This window comes from Pseudomonas sp. NY15354, assembly GCF_048068075.1.
GTDB classification, from domain to species: Bacteria; Pseudomonadota; Gammaproteobacteria; order Pseudomonadales; family Pseudomonadaceae; genus Aquipseudomonas; species Aquipseudomonas guariconensis_C.
This window is the reverse complement of sequence record NZ_JBLUPV010000009.1, coordinates 49957-68087: the sequence shown is the minus strand read 5'-3', so window position 1 is coordinate 68087 and position 18131 is coordinate 49957. Positions and strand designations below refer to the sequence as shown.

The following is an 18131-nucleotide window of genomic DNA, read 5'->3' as shown; positions in this document are numbered from 1 at the left end:
GCTCCAAGCTACGAGCCCCAAGCTTCAAGCAAAGTCGCGCCGCTTTCAACGTGTCGCTCAGCTGCCGCCGAACATCTTGGCGGCGCGGTCGCGGATTTCCTCGGGGGTGAGGTCTTCCTTGTGAGTGGAGACGAACCACAGGTTGCCGAACGGGTCTTTCAGGGTACCGCTGCGGTCGCCATAGAACTGGTCCTTCACCTCGTACACCTGGGTAGCGCCGGCGGCAAGGGCCTGGGCGTAGACCTTGTCGCAGTCTTCCACATACAAATGCAGGCCCACGGCGGCGCCAGCAAGCTTCTGGCTGGCGGTCAGGCCGCCTTCCATATCGCAGGGGTCGCCGAGCATCACGGAGGAATCGCCAATCTTCAGTTCGGCATGGCCGACGCGCCCGCCCGGGGCGTCCAGGCGGAACATTTCGACAGCGCCAAAAGCTTTCTTGTAGAACTCGATGGCCTTGGCGGCATCGTTGATGGCCAGGTACGGGGTAATGCTGTGCTGGCCTTCGGGAATAGGTTTGACTGCCATGTTCGACTCTCCTTTGCATGAGGGCGCCGGGTGGCGCCCTGTTGCTTAGAGTCGTTTGCACAGAGGGAAAATCGACACGATCGTTAGATCGATTTTCTATAAACGCGGTGCTCAGAAGATGTAATCGGTGGTCAGGAAGCTCGACTGACGGTTGCGAATGATCTCGCTGATCAGTTCCTTGTTGGCTTGTTGGAACTTCGTGGCCACCAGGGTGCGGATGGAGAACACCCGCAGCGCATCGTGCACCGACAACGTGCCTTCGGCGCTGTTCTTGCGGCCATTGAACGGGTAGGTGTCCGGCCCGCGCTGGCACTGGGCGTTGAGGTTGATGCGCCCGACCTGGTTGGCGAAGGTGTCCACCAGCATGCCGATGGTCTGCGGGTCGTTGCCGAACAGGCTCAACTGCTGGCCGTAGTCGGAGTCGAGCACGTAGTCGATCACCGTTTGCAGGTCGCGGTAGGGCACCACGGGTACCAAGGGGCCGAACTGTTCTTCGTGATAGACGCGCATGTCGGCGCTGACCGGGTAGAGCAGGGCGGGGTAGAAGAACGAGCCACGGCTGAGCCCGCCGCCTTCGTTGAGCACCTGTGCGCCTTTGTCGGTGGCGTCGGCCACCAGGGCGTCGAGGTAGTCGATCTTGCCGGGCTCCGGCAGCGGCGTCAGGGCCACGCCAGGCTCCCAGGGCATGCCGGGTTTGAGGGCGGCGAGCTTGCGCTGGAACTTGTCCAGGAACGGCGCAACCACGTCTTCATGGACGAACAGAATCTTCAGTGCGGTGCAGCGCTGGCCGTTGAACGACAGGGCGCCGGTCACGGCCTCTTCGACGGCGTTGTCCAGGTCCACCTGGGGCAGGACGATGCCGGGGTTCTTGGCGTCCAGGCCCAGGGCTGCGCGCAGCCGGTGTGGACGCGGGTGCAGTTTCTTGAGGTCGCTGGCGGCCTTATGGGTACCGATGAAGGCGAACACGTCGATCTTGCCACTGGCCATCAGGGCGCTGACCGTCTCGCGGCCACGGCCATAGATGACGTTGATCACCCCCGGTGGGAAGCTGTCGCGGAACGCCTCCAGAAGCGGGCGGATCAGCAGCACACCGAACTTGGCCGGCTTGAACACCACGGTGTTGCCCATGATCAACGCCGGGATCAGCGTGGTGAAGGTCTCGTTGAGCGGATAGTTGTAGGGCCCCATGCACAGGGCCACACCCAGCGGCGCGCGACGGATCTGGCCGAGGGTGCCTTGCTCGAGCTCGAAGCGGCTGGAGCGCCGGTCCAGGTCCTTGAGGGCGTTGATGGTGTCGACGATGTAGTCGCAGGTGCGGTCGAATTCCTTCTCCGAATCCTTGAGGTTCTTGCCGATCTCCCACATCAGCAGCTTGACCACCGCCGTGCGTTGCTCGCGCATGCGCGCCAGGAAGGTCTCGACATGCTGGATGCGCTCGGCCACGCGCATCGTCGGCCAGGTGCCACGCCCTTTGTCGTAGGCCTGCACCGCAGCGTCCAGGGCGGTGAGGGCGGTGTCGGCATCGAGCAGGGGCGCACTGCCCAGGATCACCTGGCGCTCGCCATCGCCTTCCTTGAGCCAGACTGGGCTGCGCACCGTGGCCAACGGGCCGTCCCAGCGGCGCAGCTCGCCGCCTACCAGATAGTCGCGCTGCTCCAGCGGAGCGCCCAGGCGCCAGGCTTCGGGAATGTCGTCGGCAGCAGGAAACAGCGAATCGAGCAAAGGATCCATCGGTACGGCACCTCACGTTGTTTTTGGCTTGGTGAAACGCTTCAGCTTGTGAGCATGCACCCTGTCGCAGAAAAACACCAGTGTGGCTCAAATTTGCCGCTGGCACGCCGATACAGGATCAATCGAACTCGACCGCGGCTCATGAAGACTCTTCCCCTTTCCCTCGATGAACAGGCCTCGCCCGCCAATTGCGCACTGCGGCGCACCCTCCATCGCCTGTTGCCGGTTGGTTTCGCCGTGGTCGGCATCGGCCTGTCGGTGGTGCTTGGGCATTTGGACAACCAGCGCGAAAAAAGCGAGCAGATCGCTAACATCTCGGCGCGTTTGTCCGGTGTGCGCGGTGCCCTGGAAGCCCAGTTGCGTGCTGCCTTCGGCGAGGCCGAAGGCATTGCCCAGCTGATCGCCACCGATGGGCGGATCAGCCCCGAACATTTTCATGGCATGGCCCAGGACGCCCTCGAGTCGGTGCCCTACATGCATCACATCGCCCTGGCCCAGGACGATGTGATCGGTGATGTGTCCCCGCGAGAAGGCAACCTCGCGATCATTGGCCTGGATTATCGCCACCTGGCCGACCAGTACCCGATGCTGCAGTCGGCCCGCGAGCAACGTCAGCCGGTGCTGGCCGGCCCTGTCCAGCTGTACCAGGGCGGACGGGCGCTGATCTATCGCCGGCCGGTGTTCGTCAATGGCAAGCGCGGTGTGAAGTTCTACTGGGGCAATGTGTCGATCGTCGCCGATATCGATCGCTTGTTATGGGCGGCGGGGCTAAGACCGGACATGGATTTCCAGGTCGCGGTACGGGGCGCCGACGGCAAGGGTGCCGAAGGCGCGATGATCTGGGGCGATGCGCAGCTGTTCAACGACCCGCTGCTCAGCCAGGCGGTGAACGTGCCAGGAGGTCATTGGCAATTGGTTGCTGCCCCTCGCGACGGCTGGCCGGTACTGGGCCTGTTCACCTCGCCCTTGTTCATGTTCGCGTTGATCTGCACCGGGCTGTTCAGCCTGTTCGTCGCCCAGCTCAATGGCAACCAGCGCCTGCTCAAGCAGCGCAACCGCGAGCTGCGCCAGTCTCAGGCGCAGCTCGAGCGTCTGGCTCACTACGACACCATCACCGGCTTGCCCAACCGGGTGCTGTTCAGACGACAGCTGGCCGAGGCGATCGACCAGGCCCACGGCCTGGCGGTGCTGATCCTGGACATCGATGGCTTCAAGCAGGTCAACGACAGCCTGGGCCACCCGATGGGCGATCTGCTGCTGCAACAGGCGACGGCGCGTTTTCTGCAGGAGCTGCACAGCGCCGATCGGGTCTGCCGCCTGGGCGGTGATGAGTTCGTGTTCATGCTTCAGGGCAGCCAGGGCCAGGTCAATCTGCAAATACAGGCCTTGCTGCGGTGCCTGCAGCGACCGTTCGACCTCAACGGCAATGCCGCGTTGGTCACCGGTAGCATCGGCGTGGCCCGATGCCCGCAGCACGGCGAGGATGCCGACAGCCTGCTGCGCCACGCCGACACGGCGATGTACGCGGCCAAGGAGGGTGGCCGCAACGGCTGGCGCCCGTACCATTCGGAGATGACCGAGCGCCTGCAGCAGCGTCTGGAGCTGGAGCGCAACCTGCGCCGGGCATTGGAATACGATGAGTTCGAGCTGTGGTACCAACCCAAGCTGGACCTGTTCAGCGGTCGCCTGGAAGGGGTCGAGGCCCTGGTACGCTGGCGCGATCCCGACCATGGGCTGGTCTCGCCGGGCGAGTTCATTCCCTTGGCCGAGCGCACCGGGCTGATCATTCCCCTCGGTGAACGAGTGCTGGAACTGGCCTGCGCCCAACTGGCGGCCTGGCGCGCGGCGGACTGCCTGCCTGGACCGCTGGCGATCAATGTGGCGGCGTTGCAGATCGAGCGCAGCGACTATGTCGCCAGCCTGGCCACGGCCCTGGCCCGTTACGATTTGCCGGCAAGCCTGCTGGAGGTGGAGATCACCGAAAGCCTGCTGATGGAAAGCCAGCAACAGGCCTGCGCGGTGCTGGCGCAGTTGCAGGCCATGGGGGTGGTCACGGCGGTGGACGACTTTGGCACGGGCTATTCGTCGCTGGCCTACCTGCGGGCACTGCCGATCGATCACCTGAAGATCGATCGTGCGTTCATCAAGGATCTGCCCGGCGATGACGACGCCGAAGCGGTGGCCCGGGGCATCATCGACCTGGGCCACGCCCTGGGCTTTCGGATCACCGCCGAGGGCATCGAGACCCAGGCGCAGTACGACTTCCTGCGCAACGTCGGTTGCGACCAGGGCCAGGGCTTTTTGCTCGGGCGACCGATGCCGGCGCCAGCGCTGGAGCGTTGGCTTACCGATCATCAAGCCAAGGGGCATTCGCTGGGCCTCTGACCGGGGCCGGCGCCATCGTTTTGAACTTTGCCGCGCTGGGCGATTCCACCGCATGCCGGGGTCGATTTTGTCCACCCGGTACTGTCAAAGGAGCAGCCCCATGAACACCGACCACGAGTTCGACGAACTGAACGAGCTTCCCCAGGCCAGCGAGCAGCCCGAGGATGACCCTGAGGTCATGCCCGACGACCCTGATTTGCAGGGCCTGCCCGGCGAGGACAAGCTGCCCGGCTGAATGCCGGCAGCAGAGGAGGACCGCCGGCATGAAATTCGATCGATTCGCCCAATGGCTGGCCAAGTGGGCCGGCCGTCCGCTGACCTTTGGCATTGCGTTGTTGTTGATTCTGGCCTGGGCCGTGAGCGGGCCGCTGTTCGACTTCAACGACACCTGGCAACTGGTGATCAATACCTCGACCACCATCATCACCTTCCTCATGGTGTTCCTGATCCAGAACACCCAGAACCGCGACAACGACGTCTTGCACATAAAGATCGACGAACTGCTGCGTACCACGCACAAGGCACACAAGGCACTGCTGGATCTGGAACACATGGACCCGGTCAAGCTGCATGCCCTGCGCAAGCAGTACCAGCAGATAGGCGAGGGCTGCGACGACCTGCCACCGGCCGCCACCGACGAGTCCGACTGACCGTCTGCCCGCTTCACTGGACTGATTTCGCCAACTTTGGAGGCAAGCATGGCCAGACACATCATCCACTTCACAGGCCCCATCAATTCATCCACCTGCGGCAACCTGATCACCACCTGTACCCGCGCCCTGCAACAGGGCGCCGAGATTCTGCAGATCAACATCGCGACCATGGGCGGGGAGTGCAGCTACGGTTTTACGCTGTACAACTTCCTGCGCTCGTTGCCGGTACCGGTGCATACCCACAACCTGGGCACGGTGGAATCCATGGGCAATATCCTGTTCTTGGCCGGCGAGCGGCGTACCGCGTGCGTGCTGAGCAAGTTCCTGTTCCATCCATTCCACTGGACCTTGCACGGTTCGGTGGACCATTCACGCATGGCCGAATATGCCATGAGCCTGGATTACGACCTGCGCCTGTATGCCCAGATCGTGGCCGAACGGACCCAGGGCGCCAGTGAAGTGCTCGATGTGCCGCGTTACTTGATGGCCTATCCGCGCATCCTGAGCGCCAATGAAGCGCTGGCCTGCGGCATGATCGATGCCATCGACGAGATGCCGATCGAGGCCGATGCGTGCCAGCACAGTGTGCATGCCTGAGTCAGGCTGATGTGCCCTTTTCACAGGTAAATCGGAGCGCCGAACCGCCGCTCCCATTGTTCTCGATATCACCGCGGTACCTGTGGGAGATTCTATGATGCCCGACAAGCTCGAATCGCCTTCGGTTGGTATTCCTTGGCACTTTTCAGCCGTGCAAATACCCTGCGCAGTTCCCACAGGCACAGCGGTGTTGTTGAGAGCACCGGAGAACCTGTGGGAGCGGGTTTACCCGCGAAAAGGGCACCGCCGAAAGACGGGCAAGCTTTAGCGCACGGAGTCGGCCACGCACCGGTCACAGGCGAGCAGCGACTGGATCAGCAGCCGGATGTCGTCTTTAAGTTCGGACACCCGGTCCAGGTGCGCAAAGCAGCAGTCGGCGATTTCATGGCTGGCCTCGGGCCGTGGCGCCTCGGTGAATTCGGCTTCGAAGACGTAGTGCACCCGCTCGGGCGACTCATAGCGCATCAGGAAGGTCAGGGCCCGCGCCTTGAGCCCGGTTTCCTCCAACAGCTCGCGCTCGGCAGCCTCGACAGGGGTCTCGCCTGGCTCGATCTTGCCACCGGGCAGTGTCCACGCGGCTTTGGGCTTTCTTACCCATAGCCATTTGCGGGTGTTCCTGCCATGGCGGCAGATCACGGTGGCGCGGTGCTTGACGGGCTTCATGCGGGCTCCAGGCAAAATCCAGTATTCCTACTGAATTGGGCCTTTGGTGCCAGCTGGAAGTTGTACCCGTCAGGATGAGCGGTCAGTAGGGCTGCGAGCCGCTCAATGCTTCGATTGCCTCAACCAGTTCGTCGTAGGCCACCGGTTTGTTCAGATGCCGGTCGAACCCGGATTGGCGCGACTTGTACTGATCGGCGCTGGCACCGTAGCCAGTCAGGGCGATTGCGGGAATATCCTTCAAATGCGCATGCTCGCGCAGTGCCTTGATCAGCGCATGGCCATCCATGACCGGCATGCCGATGTCCGAGAGGATGATGTCGTACTGCCCGTTGGCCGCAGCCTTCAGCGCGGCGCGTGGGTCATTGAAGGCATTGACCTGCGCACCTTCCATCTCCAGCAACTGCTGCATGATTTCCAGCACATCCGCGGAGTCGTCCACCAACAACACGCGGATACTGTCCAGCCGCGGGGTCACCTGCTGTTCGCCCGCGGTGTGCTGCAGTTGTGGGTTGTAGTTGCACAACGGCAGGCGAACGGTGAAGGTGCAGCCTTTGCCCAGGCCCGGGGAGCTGGCGTGTACACTGCCCCCGTGGGCCAGCACCAGCTGGCGCACCAGCGACAGGCCGATCCCCAGGCCCTCACGGCTGTGGCTGGTGACTTGCGGGGTGGCCTGGGTGAACAGGTCGAAGATGTTCTCCAGGCTTTCCTCGCTCAGGCCCAGGCCCTGGTCGATCACCTGCAGCAGTGCCTGTTCGTCGTGGCTGGTCAGCACCAGGCGGATCTCGCTACCCGAGGGGCTGAACTTCAGGGCGTTGTTGAGCAGGTTCCAGATGATCTGCTCCAAACGGGTGATGTCCCCTTCGATGAACAGGGCTTTGTCGTTGGCCGGCAACTCCAGGACCACGTCGCACGGATGCTGTTCGCTACGTACCACGGCATGGATGTCATGCAGGATGGTGCACAGGTTCACAGGTTCGGTCTTGAGCTTGAGCTTACCGGTGCGGATACGCGCCACATCGAGCAAATCATCGATGATGCGCGCCTGGCTGGCGACCGCTTCGCAGATGGTGCCCACCGCCTTGCTGGCCGCGCTGATGGTCTTGACCGAAGGCAGGCGACGCAGGATCTCGGCATTGAGCTGGATCAGGTTGAGCGGGTGCTTGAGCTCATGGGACATGATGGCGAAGAACTCGTCCTTCATGTGGCTGCTGCTCTGGGACTCGGCCAGTTGCTTGCTCTGCTCGTCGTGCAGGCGTTTGTGCCCGGTCAGGTCGCGGGCGATCTTGACGTAGCCGCGCAAACTGCTGCCTTTGAGCAGGGAGACCTCGCCACTGCAGAAGAAGCGGCTGCCATCCTTGCGCACGTGCCAGCGCTCGTCCTGGCCGCGACCGTTGAGGCGGGCGCCGCGCAGCTCCCGGCTCGGCACGCCGTTGGCGCGGTCCTCCTCGGTGAAGATCAGCTCGTAGTGGCGGCCGACCACCTCGTCCTTGGCGTGGCCGAAGATCAGCGTGGCGCCGGTGTTCCAGTCGGTGATCACCCCATGTTCGTCGAGCAGGATGATGGCGAAGTCGTGGGTGCTTTCGGCCACCAGGCGCATGCGTTCCTCGCCCAGGCGCAGACGCTCCTCGGCGGCGCGGCCCTTGCTGATGTCGATGAAGGTGAGCACCGTGCCATCGATCTTCTGCTCGCTGGCGCGGTAGGGCAGCAGGCGGGCCAGGTACCAGTGTTGGTTCTCGCCACACACCTCGCGCTCGATGGAGGGGGTGCCCTGGGCCACGGCGCGGGCGTCGTCGGCCAGCTCCGGGTAGTCCAGGCGGTGGGTGATGTCGAGCAACGAGCGGCCGGTGTCCACCGGCAGAATATTGAAGATATCGGCGGCGCGGGGGGTGAACCAGCGGATGCACAGGTTGCGATCGATGAACACCGTGGCGATGGCGGTCGAGGCAATCAGGTTGCTCAGGTAGTCGTTGACCTTGTCGGTTTCCTCGACCTTGTTCTTGAGCTCGTAGTTGACCGTCAGCAGTTCTTCGTTGATCGACTGCAGTTCTTCCTTGCTGGTCTCAAGCTCTTCGCTGGCCGAACGCAACTCCTCGTTGATCGCCTGCATTTCTTCGTTGGAAGCGGTCAGCTCTTCGCTGGAGATTTCCGATTGCTCGATGGTTTCCTGCAACTGTAGGCGGGTGCGTTGCAGTTCGCGCTCCAGGTTGTTCAGCACCATGCTGTCGGTCTGGCGGATGGCGCTGGTGGGCAGCAGGGATGGGTCGGGCACGCGTTCTTCGAACACCACCAGCAGGCATTCGCTGCCGCTGGGCTCATCCTTGTGCGGATGCACCGCGATCTCAACCTACATCTCGCCCAGCTCGACCGGGCGCGAGGTCACCGTCTGCGTGCCCTGACGGGCTTGGAACAACGTGCTGCGCAGGGCCAGGCGCAACTGCGGCAGGACCAGGTTGATCAAGTTGCGGCTGGGCTCGCCGCCGACCAGGTGCAGGAAGCGGCCGACGCCATCGCTCATGTGCAGGATATTGCCGTCGCCATCGAGAATGAGGCTGGGCGGGGTCCGCTTGGCCAGGGCGCGGTGATGCACCTCGGCATAGGAGATCTTGCGGCCGGGACGAAGCTTGACCTGGTTGTCTTGCAAAGTGGCGGACACTTCCGCGCCGGGCAGCAGCCGGCCGGAGCTGCGGATGGCAGGGCTGGCGGGGCTTGCGCGGAAAATACGGTTGCGCTTGTCCACCGGGATGAACAGCTCGCTGGCCACATCCACCGATTCGGACGTGCCCAGGAACAGGTGTCCGCCCGGGCGCAGGGCGAAGTGGAACATCTGCAGGATGTCCCGTTGCACCTCGCGATCCAGGTAGATCAGCAGGTTGCGGCAGACGATCAGGTCGATCTGCGAGAACGGCGGATCGGACAGCAGGTTGTGCCGGGCGAACAGCACCTTTTCGCGGATTTCCTTGCGCACGCGGTAGTGCTGGTCTTCCTTGATGAAGAATTGACGCAGCCGGGCCGGCGGTACGTCGGTGACGATCGCCTCCGGGTAGAGGCCGGTACGGGCGGTGCCGATGGCCCGCTCATCGAGGTCGGTGGCAAACACCTGGACCTTCGCCGCGCGCCGCTCCAGCGCCAGTTGCTCGCACACCAGCATGGCCAGGCTGTACGCCTCTTCGCCGGTCGAACAGCCAGCCGACCAGACGCGCACTTCGCTTGGCCCGTCGCCGCTTTCGCCATCGCTGACCAGCTCGGGCAGTACATGGCGCTCCAGCGCTTCGAAGGCTTCGCGGTCGCGGAAGAAGTTGGTCACGCCGATCAGCATATCGGCCAGCAGCTCAGTGGATTCTGCCGGATGCTGCTCCAGATAACGTTGGTAGGCGCCCAGGTCGGGCTGCCCGGTGACGTGCAGGCGCCGCTCGATGTGCCGCAGCACGGTGGCGCGCTTGTAGTGCTGGAAGTCATGGCCTGTATTGGTGCGCAGCAGCAGGAGGATTTCATCGAGCAGTGGTTCGGCCTGGGCGGGGTCGCCGCTGCGGCTGCCCAGTGCCGGGGGCAGGGTGTCGTCCTCGATGGTCGGTAGCTTGACCTGGCGGGCGTTGCGCCACAGTTCCATGAGCTTTTGCGGCATTTCGGCCACCGGCAGCACGGCGTCGACCATGCCGGTCGCCAGGGCCGCCCGCGGCATGCTGTCATAGAGGGCGTCGTCGGGGGACTGGACCAAAGTCACGCCGCCTTGCTCCTTGATCCGCGACAGGCCCACTGCGCCATCGGCGCCGGTGCCGGAGAGGACCACGCAGAACGCATGGTCCTTGTGCACATCGGCCAGGTCGCGGAAGAACAGGTCGATCGCCACATGGTCACCCCGGCGGCGGTTGGCCGGGCTGACGCGCAGGTAGCCATCGTTGGTGGACAAGCGGTTGGCCGGGGAAATCACATAGACATGATTGCGCTCGATCGGCACCGGTTCGCTGACCTGCAGCACCGGCATGGCGGTGGTTTCCTGGATGATGCGGTCGGCGACGCTCTGGTGGTCCGCCGACAGGTGCAGCACCACCACGAAGGCCATGTCGCAATCGGCGGGCATCTGCTTGAAGAAGGTGCAGATCGCCTCGAGCCCACCTGCCGAAGCGCCGATGCCGACCACCGGAAAGTCCAGGTGGCTCGGGCTCAACGTCGGATTCTGAGGCGAGGCGACGGCGGGCTTGGTGGATGACTTCATGGGTGCAGCCTTCTGCAGACCTAACGATTCGGCCCATCGAAGCATCGCCGGGCGGTTGATGCGCGATTATAGGCCCGGTCTCAACGGCGCGGCGAGCGCCCGTGGGCATCGTTGCCCGGCGCATCGAACGTTCGCTCGATCAGCGCCAGGTGGTCCAGTGCCTCCTGATAGCGCTCGGCGGCCTTGCGACGCAATGCCTGGTAGCGGTCGAAGCGCCCGGCATCGAGCCCGGGGCGGTCGAGCAAGGCAAACGCGTTGTGATCGAGTTGGTAGGCCTGCTGCAGCAGGCGGCGGTTCTGTTCCAGGGCGAGTTGGCGGCAGGCGTGGATGGGGTGGGCATCAATCATGGCGCTGTTCCAGGTCGAGGAATGATGGGCGTCTTTGTATGACCGCAGCCCAAGTGGCGAAGTGCCAAAAAAAAATCGGGCCTGCAGAGACTGGGGTGCAAATGTTTGGTCAGGACGTTGTTTGGCGCCACTCGTCCGAGGCTGGACAGACCGATTGAGCAGAGCCTGCCCCGGCCCGTTCGGAACTACTGCACGGTGCGATTCCGTGCGCAGCCAAATCCACTAGTAAGGAGAAACGACATGGCTCGTGATCAAGAAAACAGCGGACAACGTGGCGGCACCAAAGAAACCAACCCAGGCAACTTCGCCAACGACCGCGAAAAAGCCTCCCGCGCCGGCCACAAGGGCGGCCAGAACTCCGGCGGCAACTTTGCCAACGACCGGGAGCGTGCCTCCGAGGCCGGCCGTAAAGGTGGCCAGCACAGCCACGGCGGCGGTCGCAACCAGTGACGCCCGCCTGCTCAAGCCCGGTGTAGCACCTGCCGGGCGCCGCCCTTGGGCAGCGGCCACGCGCCGCTGGCCCAGGGGCGTTCCAGTTCCGCAATGGGAGATCGAAGCATGCGCGCACTCACGTATCACGGCGCCGGGGATGTTCGGGTCGACACCGTACCGGACCCTGTCATCGAGCAGAGCGACGATATCGTGCTGCGGGTGACTGCCACGGCGATCTGTGGCTCGGACCTGCATCTGTACCACGGCAAGGTGCCGGCGATGGAGGCCGGTGACATCCTGGGCCACGAGTTCATGGGCATCGTCGAGGAGGTGGGCAGCGAGGTGACCGCCGTACGTCCAGGCGACCGGGTGGTGATTCCCTTCGTGATCGCCTGCGGCAGTTGCTTCTTCTGCCAGCATGATCTGTTCGCGGCGTGCGAAACCACCAACACCGGCCGCGGCGCGATCCTCAACAAGAAAAGCATCCCGCCGGGGGCGGCGCTGTTCGGCTATAGCCACCTTTATGGCGGCGTGGCGGGTGGCCAGGCCGACTACGTCCGTGTGCCCAAGGCCAATGTCGGGCCGTTCAAGGTGCCCGGGCAATTGGCGGACGACAAGCTACTGTTTCTTTCCGACATTCTGCCCACCGCATGGCAAGCGGTGCTCAATGCCGAGGTCGGGCAGGGCGCTTCGCTGGCTATCTATGGAGCCGGGCCGGTCGGCCTGCTGTCGGCGGCTTGCGCCCGGATGCTCGGGGTGGAGCAGATTTTCATGGTCGATGCCTGCGACTACCGTCTGGATTACGCCCGTGACGCCTACGGGGTGATTCCCATCGATTACGCCCATGACGACGACCCGGCCGACACCATCATCCGCCAGACCGCAGGCATGCGTGGCGTGGATGCAGTGATCGATGCAGTAGGCTTCGAGGCCAAGGGCAGCACCACCGAGACGGTGCTGACCGCGCTGAAGCTCGAAGGCAGCAGTGGCAAGGCCCTGCGCCAGAGCATGGCGGCGGTGCGACGGGGCGGCGTGGTGAGCGTGCCGGGGGTCTATGCCGGCTTCATCCATGGTTTTCTATTCGGCGATGCCTTCGACAAGGGCCTGACCTTCCGCATGGGGCAGACCCACGTGCAGCGCTACCTGCCTGAACTGCTCGAGCATATAGAAGCAGGGCGGCTGGATCCGGCAGCCATCGTCACCCATCGCCTGGCGCTGGAAGAGGCGGTGCGCGGTTATGAGATGTTCGATGAGCAGCAAGAGCGTTGTCGAAAGGTGATTCTGGTGCCTGGCGCGGCACCGAACGCCGCGCACTGATTCAGGCATCAGGCCATTCATTCGAATTGTTCGACAATCTTTTGAATCTTCGCGCAAAACCTTGATCCATCAGGATGTCATCCATGGAGAAGAGGAGGGCCCCTACGATGCCAACCCCACAGCTGTACATCATCGACTACCGGCTGCATGGCCAGCCGCGCAGTTTCATCATCCGTCTGGAGCGCATGGACAATGCCGAGGCTTGGCATTGGGCCAGTTGTGATGCAGGGGTAGGGATCATTCCGAAGTTCGGGCGGGAGAAGATCCGCAAGGTCACCCGGCCGATGGCCGAACGCTATGGCGTGAGTGACGTGAGCTGGCGGCTGTCTGGCAGTGGGCCGGCGTTCGTGCCGGTCTCAGGTGAAGGCGTGGCGTCGACGATGGCTGCGCACGACCCTCCCGGGCACGACGCAGTGATGGCCTGAGGCAAGCAGCATGTGGGGCAAACCGGTTGACGCCGGCTTGCCCCACGTTGCGTTCAGGCGCCGGATTCTGGGTCGCTGGCGGGCACACCGGGGCGGTTGCCGTCATCGTCTTCCAGGTTTGGGTCGGTATCGGGGTCGTCGGCTTTGTCGTTGCGCTGGTCGGGGTCCAGTTCCGGCCAGTCGTCCTGGGCGTTGCCGCCTCCCATCTGTAGTGACCTGTGCATGGTGGCCTCCTCGGGTTCGAAAAAAGGGCCCGCCAGCAACGCGGGCCGAACACAGGAGTGGGAGGCGCAGCCGTTGCCGCGCCTCTCATGGATTCAGAGCCCTGATGGCGCGGGTGTGATCGGTTTTTCGTGCAGCACCCGCGACCAACGGTCTTGCCCAGGCTTCGAGTTGTACTCTTCACGGGTAAACCCACACAGGTTCAGCGATGCCTTGCGGATCGACGCGGGCGCTGTGGGAGCGGGTTCACCCGCGAACACGGGCGAAGCCCGTGCCATTCATCGCGGCGTCTGTTTCGCGGGTGAACCCGCTCCCACAGGGATTGCGCACGTCTTAAGAGCGGCGGCCGCGAAAGGGGCAATGCGGCGCAGGTGCTCACCCATCGGACTGCTCTTCTGGCGGCACCTGACCCTCCGGCCAGTCGGGCGCTTCCTTTTCCGGGGGCGGTACCGGTTCTCCGGGATTGTGAGGGATGTTGTCCACATAGGGATCGGGATCATTGGGCTGCTTGGGGTCTGCCATGGCTGGCCTCCGGGTGGGTTGGCTTGCCTGGCATTAGGGTCGTTGGCCGGTGGATGTGTTCATTCCGGCGGCATGAACGGCAGCTCACCCCGAAGGGTGATGGTCGCCTTGGCCAGTGCGTGAAACAATCCCAGCCAGCCACGAATACGTACAACCACCCTGGCGGGGACCTGAGACATGAGCAAAGACCAGCTGAAATCGCCCGACTGGTACGAGCAGATGGCCCGTGTCATCGAGGCCATCGGCACGCCAGGCTTCGTCGAAGCGCTGTTCGGTGCACTCAATTGCCTGGCCCGGTGCCAGGCCATCACGGTGTTTCTCTACCCACGCAAAGGCCTGCCTTCGGCATTGTTCGAAAAAGACGAAGAGGGCCCTTGGCTGCCTGAAGGCAACGTGCAGAAGTACCTCGAAGGTTATTACCTGCTGTGCCCGTTCTACCGCGCCTGCATGGAAGGCATCGCCCCGGGTTGCTATCGCCTGAGCGACGTGGCTCCGGACCACTTCAAGCGCAGCGAGTACTACCTGTCGTTCTACCAGCACGCGCACCTTGAGGACGAACTCAACTACATCGTGCCGCTCGATGCGCAGCTCACCATCGCCGTGGCCTTGGGCAGCACCCGACGCCTGACGGCAGCGCAGGTTGCCGACCTCAAGCGCATCGCCCCTTGGGTGGTGGCGGTGGTGCGCCGGCACTGGGGGCAGTTGGATGCCGACAGCCTGGGCGGACGCTTCGAAAGCGCCCTGGGCCGGCAGATCAACGCCGCCTTGAACAATTTCGGCTCTTCGCTGCTGACCGAACGCGAGTGCCGGGTCGCCCAGTACCTGCTGCGTGGCCACTCGACCCGCTCGTTGTCCGAGCGCTTGGGCATCAGCGAAGACACGGTCAAGACCCATCGCAAGAACCTCTACACCAAGCTCGACATCGCCAAGCAGTCCGAGCTGTTCTCCTTGTTCATCGACTCGCTGGCCCAGGCCCAGGAAGGCTTGAGCAAGGACCCGCTGGAAAGCTACCTGCGAAGGCGCTGATCGGCCCACCGCGTCACCCACCTACAACCATAACCAGCGACCGCCCGAGCGGTCGCAAGGGAGTCCTGCGTGCATACATTGAGCGATTGGCAGCAGCGCGCTGCACAACAAAGCTTCATCGACACCGCGTTGATCGAGGGCCGCCGCGTAGCTGCCCGCTCGGGCGAGACCTTCGACGCCATCAACCCGGCTACCAACCAGGTATTGGCCAAGGTTGCCGCCTGCGGCGAGCTCGAGGTCGACCAGGCGGTGCGTTCTGCCCGTCGCGCCTTCGAGCAGGGCCCCTGGGCACGCATGGCGCCCACCGCCCGCAAGCGGGTGCTGCTGCGCCTGGCCGAGCTGATGCTGGCCCACCGCGAGGAGCTGGCCCTGCTCGATTCGCTGAACATGGGCAAGCCGGTCATGGATGCCTACAACATCGATGTACCGGGCGCGGCGCACGTCTTTGCCTGGTATGGCGAGGCCCTGGACAAACTCTACGACCAGGTGGCGCCGACCGCCGGCAACGCGTTGGCCACCGTCACCCGTGAAGCCTTGGGTGTGGTCGGGGCGGTGGTGCCGTGGAACTTCCCCCTGGACATGGCTGCCTGGAAGGTCGCCCCAGCCCTGGCCGCCGGCAACAGCGTGGTGCTCAAACCTGCCGAGCAGTCGCCATTCTCAGCCCTGCGCCTGGCCGAGCTCGCCCTGGAGGCGGGGCTGCCGGAAGGGGTGCTCAATGTGGTCACGGGCCTTGGCGAACAGGCCGGTCGAGCCCTGGGCCTGCACCCGGATGTGGACTGCCTGGTGTTCACCGGCTCCACCCAAGTGGGCAAGTACTTCATGCAGTACTCGGCGCAATCGAACCTCAAGCAGGTCTGGCTCGAGTGCGGCGGCAAGAGCCCGAATTTGGTGTTCGACGACTGCCGTGACCTGGACCTGGCGGCGGAGAAGGCCGCCTTTGGCATCTTCTTCAACCAAGGTGAGGTCTGCTCGGCCAACTCGCGCCTCTATGTGCAGCGCTCGATCCATGACGAATTCGTCGAGCGCCTGCTGGCCAAGGCCCGTGACTGGATGCCGGGCGACCCGCTGAACCCGGCCAGCCGCGCCGGGGCCATCGTCGATGCCGCGCAGAGCGCGCGCATCAGCGCGGCCATCGACCAGGCCAAGGCCGACGGCGCACGCCTGCTGTGCGGTGGCCAGCGCCTGCGCTTCAACGGCTCGGACAACTTCATCGCACCGACGATATTCACCGGCGTGGGCGCCGACATGGCCCTGGCCCGCGAGGAGGTCTTCGGCCCGGTGCTGGCGGTCAGCACCTTCGAGGACGAGGAGCAGGCCCTGCGCCTGGCCAACGACAGCATCTATGGCCTGGCCGCCTCGGTGTGGAGCGATGACCTCAACCGTGCCCACCGCGTGGCCCGGCGCCTGAAGGCCGGCACTGTGTCGGTCAATACCGTCGATGCCCTGGACGTGGTGGTGCCCTTCGGCGGCGGTCGCCAATCCGGTTTCGGCCGCGACCTCTCGCTGCATTCGTTCGACAAGTACACCCAATTGAAAACCACCTGGTTCCAGCTGCGCTGATATTCCTACGGAGAACAACAATGAACGCACCTTTCCAGCCGCAACGCGAAACCCGCGACTACCAGAGCGCCGATGCCGCCCACCACATCCACGCCTTCCTCGACCAGAAGGCGCTGAACGCCGAAGGCCCGCGGGTCATCGTGCGCGGTGAAGGCCTGCACCTGTGGGACAACGACGGCAAGCGCTACCTGGACGGCATGTCCGGTCTGTGGTGCACCCAGCTGGGCTATGGCCGCAAGGACCTGACGGCCGCCGCTGCCGCGCAGATGGACCAACTGCCGTACTACAACATGTTCTTCCACACCACCCACCCGGCGGTGATCGAGTTGTCCGAGCTGCTGTTCAGCCTGCTGCCGGGGCACTACAGCCACGCCATCTACACCAACTCCGGCTCCGAATCCAACGAAGTGCTGATCCGCACCGTACGCCGTTACTGGCAGGTGATGGGCAAGCCCGGCAAGAAGATCATGATCGGCCGCTGGAACGGCTACCACGGCTCGACCCTGGCCGCCACGGCGCTGGGCGGCATGAAGTTCATGCACGAGATGGGCGGGCTGATTCCGGATGTCGCGCACATCGACGAGCCGTACTGGTACGCCGAAGGCGGCGCGCTGACCCCAGCCGAGTTCGGCCGTCGCTGCGCCTTGCAATTGGAGGAGAAGATCCTCGAACTGGGCGCCGAGAACGTCGCAGGCTTCATCGCCGAGCCGTTCCAGGGCGCTGGCGGCATGATCTTCCCGCCAGAGAGCTACTGGCCGGAAATCCAGCGCATCTGCCGTCAGTACGACGTGCTGCTGTGCGCCGACGAAGTGATCGGCGGCTTTGGCCGCACCGGCGAGTGGTTCGCCCACCAGCATTTCGGCTTCGAGCCGGACACCCTGTCCATCGCCAAGGGCCTGACCTCCGGCTACGTGCCCATGGGTGGCCTGGTGCTGAGCAAGCGCATCGCCGAAGCGCTGGTGGAGCGCGGCGGGGTGTTCGCCCATGGTCTGACCTATTCCGGCCACCCGGTGGCGGCGGCGGTGGCCATCGCCAACCTCAAGGCCCTGCGCGACGAAGGTATCGTGCGCCAGGTCAAGGACGATACCGGCCCGTACCTGCAGCGCTGCCTGCGCGAGGTGTTCGGTGATCACCCGCTGATCGGCGAGATCCAGGGTGCGGGCCTGGTGGCGGCGCTGCAGTTCGCCGAGGACAAGGCCACCCGCAAGCGCTTCGCCAACGAGAACGACTTGGCCTGGCAGTGCCGGACCTATGGCTTCGAGGAGGGGGTGATCATCCGTTCGACCCTGGGCCGGATGATCATGGCGCCGGCACTGGTGGCCAGCCGTGGTGACATCGATGAGCTGGTGGCCAAGACCAAGGTCGCCGTGGACCGCACGGCGCGGGACCTGGGCTTGCTGTAAGTCGATTCGGGGCGGCTTTTGCGGCCCTTTCGCGACGCAAGGCCGCGCCTACAGGATCACGCGATCCCTGTAGCCGCGGCCTTGCGCCGTGAAAGGGCTGCGCAGAGCCC

Annotated in this window: 15 protein-coding genes and 2 pseudogenes; 10 read left to right on the top strand and 7 right to left on the bottom strand. The window is 64.2% G+C overall.

Annotation, left to right across the window (positions count from 1 at the left end; genetic code table 11):
• Window positions 1-57 precede the first annotated feature (57 nt).
• Both ACNFCH_RS11595 and ACNFCH_RS11590 read right to left on the bottom strand, forming a co-directional pair.
• Window positions 58-525: a VOC family protein gene (locus ACNFCH_RS11595; protein WP_416742823.1), complete on the bottom strand. Its 468-nt coding sequence runs from the start codon at window positions 523-525 to the stop codon at window positions 58-60.
• 111 nt (window positions 526-636) lie between these two features.
• Window positions 637-2256: an NADP-dependent glyceraldehyde-3-phosphate dehydrogenase gene (locus tag ACNFCH_RS11590; protein ID WP_416742822.1), complete on the bottom strand. Its 1620-nt coding sequence runs from the start codon at window positions 2254-2256 to the stop codon at window positions 637-639.
• A 141-nt stretch (window positions 2257-2397) separates the two neighbouring features.
• Here ACNFCH_RS11590 and ACNFCH_RS11585 point away from each other — a divergent pair, with 141 nt between their 5' ends.
• From ACNFCH_RS11585 to ACNFCH_RS11570, 4 genes are all read left to right on the top strand, one after another.
• Window positions 2398-4641 (top strand): putative bifunctional diguanylate cyclase/phosphodiesterase, encoded by a 2244-nt coding sequence (locus tag ACNFCH_RS11585; protein WP_416742821.1) that lies wholly within the window; start codon window positions 2398-2400, stop codon window positions 4639-4641.
• 100 nt (window positions 4642-4741) lie between these two features.
• Complete coding sequence (locus ACNFCH_RS11580) at window positions 4742-4876, top strand: hypothetical protein (protein WP_337157308.1); 135 nt, start codon at window positions 4742-4744, stop codon at window positions 4874-4876.
• A gap of 28 nt (window positions 4877-4904) precedes the next feature.
• On the top strand, window positions 4905-5291 hold the full coding sequence (locus ACNFCH_RS11575; protein ID WP_337157307.1) for a low affinity iron permease family protein: 387 nt from the start codon (window positions 4905-4907) through the stop codon (window positions 5289-5291).
• A gap of 48 nt (window positions 5292-5339) precedes the next feature.
• Entirely contained in the window at window positions 5340-5891 is a 552-nt protein-coding gene (locus ACNFCH_RS11570) for an ATP-dependent Clp protease proteolytic subunit (protein ID WP_337157306.1), read from the top strand.
• Between the two features lie 264 nt (window positions 5892-6155).
• On the opposite strand, the gene ACNFCH_RS11565 is transcribed toward ACNFCH_RS11570, so the two are convergent.
• The 3 genes and pseudogenes from ACNFCH_RS11565 to ACNFCH_RS11555 all read right to left on the bottom strand — a co-directional run bounded on the left by ACNFCH_RS11565 (window position 6156) and on the right by ACNFCH_RS11555 (window position 11114).
• Window positions 6156-6554 (bottom strand): NUDIX domain-containing protein, encoded by a 399-nt coding sequence (locus ACNFCH_RS11565; protein WP_337157305.1) that lies wholly within the window; start codon window positions 6552-6554, stop codon window positions 6156-6158.
• A gap of 82 nt (window positions 6555-6636) precedes the next feature.
• Window positions 6637-10767 (bottom strand): annotated as a pseudogene (locus ACNFCH_RS11560) (CheR family methyltransferase).
• Between the two features lie 80 nt (window positions 10768-10847).
• On the bottom strand, window positions 10848-11114 hold the full coding sequence (locus ACNFCH_RS11555; protein ID WP_196164441.1) for a hypothetical protein: 267 nt from the start codon (window positions 11112-11114) through the stop codon (window positions 10848-10850).
• Window positions 11115-11408: 294 nt separating this feature from the next.
• On the opposite strand from ACNFCH_RS11555, the pseudogene ACNFCH_RS11550 reads away from it, so the two are divergent.
• From ACNFCH_RS11550 to ACNFCH_RS11540, 3 genes and pseudogenes are all read left to right on the top strand, one after another.
• Window positions 11409-11564: pseudogene (locus ACNFCH_RS11550) on the top strand (general stress protein); the annotation flags it as partial.
• A 108-nt stretch (window positions 11565-11672) separates the two neighbouring features.
• Entirely contained in the window at window positions 11673-12863 is a 1191-nt protein-coding gene (locus ACNFCH_RS11545) for a zinc-dependent alcohol dehydrogenase (protein WP_416742820.1), read from the top strand.
• 107 nt (window positions 12864-12970) lie between these two features.
• Complete coding sequence (locus ACNFCH_RS11540) at window positions 12971-13288, top strand: DUF6555 family protein (protein ID WP_416742819.1); 318 nt, start codon at window positions 12971-12973, stop codon at window positions 13286-13288.
• 53 nt (window positions 13289-13341) lie between these two features.
• Here ACNFCH_RS11540 and ACNFCH_RS11535 read toward each other — a convergent pair whose 3' ends face one another.
• Both ACNFCH_RS11535 and ACNFCH_RS11530 read right to left on the bottom strand, forming a co-directional pair.
• Window positions 13342-13512 (bottom strand): hypothetical protein, encoded by a 171-nt coding sequence (locus ACNFCH_RS11535; RefSeq protein WP_416742868.1) that lies wholly within the window; start codon window positions 13510-13512, stop codon window positions 13342-13344.
• Window positions 13513-13885: 373 nt separating this feature from the next.
• Window positions 13886-14032: a hypothetical protein gene (locus ACNFCH_RS11530; RefSeq protein ID WP_167358054.1), complete on the bottom strand. Its 147-nt coding sequence runs from the start codon at window positions 14030-14032 to the stop codon at window positions 13886-13888.
• Window positions 14033-14209: 177 nt separating this feature from the next.
• On the opposite strand from ACNFCH_RS11530, the gene ACNFCH_RS11525 reads away from it, so the two are divergent.
• From ACNFCH_RS11525 to ACNFCH_RS11515, 3 genes are all read left to right on the top strand, one after another.
• On the top strand, window positions 14210-15058 hold the full coding sequence (locus ACNFCH_RS11525) for a helix-turn-helix transcriptional regulator (protein ID WP_337157300.1): 849 nt from the start codon (window positions 14210-14212) through the stop codon (window positions 15056-15058).
• Window positions 15059-15127: 69 nt separating this feature from the next.
• On the top strand, window positions 15128-16618 hold the full coding sequence (locus ACNFCH_RS11520; RefSeq protein WP_337157299.1) for an aldehyde dehydrogenase: 1491 nt from the start codon (window positions 15128-15130) through the stop codon (window positions 16616-16618).
• A 20-nt stretch (window positions 16619-16638) separates the two neighbouring features.
• The gene (locus ACNFCH_RS11515) at window positions 16639-18021 is read left to right on the top strand and encodes an aspartate aminotransferase family protein (RefSeq protein ID WP_337157298.1); all 1383 of its coding nucleotides are present in this window, start codon (window positions 16639-16641) and stop codon (window positions 18019-18021) included.
• The last annotated feature ends 110 nt before the right edge of the window (window positions 18022-18131 follow it).

Excerpts from the sequence above, each read along its gene's own strand:
- ACNFCH_RS11555 (WP_196164441.1), bottom strand. The coding sequence starts at position 11,114 with ATGATTGATGCCCACCCCATCCACGCCTGCCGCCAACTCGCCCTGGAA.
- ACNFCH_RS11570 (WP_337157306.1), top strand. The coding sequence starts at position 5,340 with ATGGCCAGACACATCATCCACTTCACAGGCCCCATCAATTCATCCACC.
- ACNFCH_RS11580 (WP_337157308.1), top strand. The coding sequence starts at position 4,742 with ATGAACACCGACCACGAGTTCGACGAACTGAACGAGCTTCCCCAGGCC.
- ACNFCH_RS11585 (WP_416742821.1), top strand. The coding sequence starts at position 2,398 with ATGAAGACTCTTCCCCTTTCCCTCGATGAACAGGCCTCGCCCGCCAAT.
- ACNFCH_RS11525 (WP_337157300.1), top strand. The coding sequence starts at position 14,210 with ATGAGCAAAGACCAGCTGAAATCGCCCGACTGGTACGAGCAGATGGCC.
- ACNFCH_RS11575 (WP_337157307.1), top strand. The coding sequence starts at position 4,905 with ATGAAATTCGATCGATTCGCCCAATGGCTGGCCAAGTGGGCCGGCCGT.
- ACNFCH_RS11595 (WP_416742823.1), bottom strand. The coding sequence starts at position 525 with ATGGCAGTCAAACCTATTCCCGAAGGCCAGCACAGCATTACCCCGTAC.
- ACNFCH_RS11530 (WP_167358054.1), bottom strand. The coding sequence starts at position 14,032 with ATGGCAGACCCCAAGCAGCCCAATGATCCCGATCCCTATGTGGACAAC.
- ACNFCH_RS11540 (WP_416742819.1), top strand. The coding sequence starts at position 12,971 with ATGCCAACCCCACAGCTGTACATCATCGACTACCGGCTGCATGGCCAG.
- ACNFCH_RS11545 (WP_416742820.1), top strand. The coding sequence starts at position 11,673 with ATGCGCGCACTCACGTATCACGGCGCCGGGGATGTTCGGGTCGACACC.
- ACNFCH_RS11535 (WP_416742868.1), bottom strand. The coding sequence starts at position 13,512 with ATGCACAGGTCACTACAGATGGGAGGCGGCAACGCCCAGGACGACTGG.
- ACNFCH_RS11590 (WP_416742822.1), bottom strand. The coding sequence starts at position 2,256 with ATGGATCCTTTGCTCGATTCGCTGTTTCCTGCTGCCGACGACATTCCC.
- ACNFCH_RS11565 (WP_337157305.1), bottom strand. The coding sequence starts at position 6,554 with ATGAAGCCCGTCAAGCACCGCGCCACCGTGATCTGCCGCCATGGCAGG.
- ACNFCH_RS11515 (WP_337157298.1), top strand. The coding sequence starts at position 16,639 with ATGAACGCACCTTTCCAGCCGCAACGCGAAACCCGCGACTACCAGAGC.